Source organism: Pseudoalteromonas denitrificans DSM 6059 (genome assembly GCF_900112265.1).
Taxonomy (GTDB): Bacteria; Pseudomonadota; Gammaproteobacteria; order Enterobacterales; family Alteromonadaceae; genus Pseudoalteromonas; species Pseudoalteromonas denitrificans.
In genome coordinates this window covers 1-1,187 of record NZ_FOLO01000128.1, presented here as the reverse complement: position 1 = coordinate 1,187, position 1,187 = coordinate 1, and the positions used below count along the sequence as shown (strand labels likewise).

General features: G+C 41.3%; 2 protein-coding genes. Both read right to left on the bottom strand.

Translation table 11 applies throughout. The features are described 5' to 3' along the window. Nucleotides 1-92: 92 nt before the first annotated feature. Nucleotides 93-545: a DUF2306 domain-containing protein gene (locus BM088_RS26930; protein ID WP_091992028.1), complete on the bottom strand. Its 453-nt coding sequence runs from the start codon at nt 543-545 to the stop codon at nt 93-95. An 85-nt stretch (nt 546-630) separates the two neighbouring features. Further along, on the bottom strand, nt 631-1,071 hold the full coding sequence (locus tag BM088_RS26925; RefSeq protein WP_091992026.1) for an acetyltransferase: 441 nt from the start codon (nt 1,069-1,071) through the stop codon (nt 631-633). Nucleotides 1,072-1,187: the final 116 nt, after the last annotated feature.

The following is a 1,187-nucleotide window of genomic DNA, read 5'->3' as shown; positions in this document are numbered from 1 at the left end:
ATCAAGATTCATTACGGGAGATGAACCGCCCATTGCGGACCCGCATGATGGGTGGTGTGGGGGCTGGAGGTTAGAGACCTCCGGCTACCCGATTATATACCGATTACTCTTAACCTTTTACCTTGCTTTTCTATTATATAAGTTGAAATACCAAAAACAACAGCTATAGATATGAATGCAGCCTCATTCGGTAGAAAGCCAAAGCTTAATGGAATTCTTGCAAGTGCCGCAGCAAGCACGCCGACATATGCGTATGACATGAAATAATAATGATTAATTAGCCAATTTTTGTTTGGTTTTTTGGTCGCATAATAATAACCTAAAAACACCCAAACTAAATTCCATAACGCTAAAGGCTGAAAAAAAGTAAACCCATATTTAGGCCATAAAGCAAATGCAGTAATATTTACTAACACCATACATGCAACAAATAATTTCCCTAACCTAGTGTGAAGTACGTCACCTTTCCTGCGAGCTAAAACTATAGCTCCGCTTAGAGTGGCAGTAACAGCAAGAGTAACGTGAGTTATTGAGATGAAATCCATATCCTATCCTTAGGTATATAACGCGTTTAGCAACGGAAAATTACGGAGCCGAAGGCGGAGTAATTTTTCCGCTTGCCTAAATTTGTTAAATTTTTTCTAGCTCCATGTGCAGTAACGGATATGGCTTTCCTTGGCCATCGAGGGGGGATCTTCCTACTACAGAAAAACCTAGATGCTCATAGAAACCAAGGGCTTGGCCGTTCTGCTCGTTAACATCAACTTTTACAGCTCCTTGTTTTTCTATGGCATTCTTAGTTAAAAGAGCACCAACCCCTGACCCTCTTGATTCAGGTGAAATGAACAACATTTCTATGTTTCCGTCATGAACTCCACAAAATCCGAGGATCCTTCCGCTTTTATCTTTTGCGCACAATAAATCAACTGCATCGAAGTATTGCTCTAAGATAAGCGGCTTTAGATTGATAATGTCCTCTTCCTGCAGGAAATCGTGGGTGGCTCTTACCGAAGCCTCCCATATATCGATCAACGTAGAATGATCGCTTTTACTTGTTGCTACTATGTTCATAAATTTGCTCTAGTTGGAAATTATCGTGGTAGAACGACCCATTACTGAGCCGACCCCACACAGATCCGGACATGCGAAACTATCGCATCCGGCTCTTCAGTTATATATTCACTCGT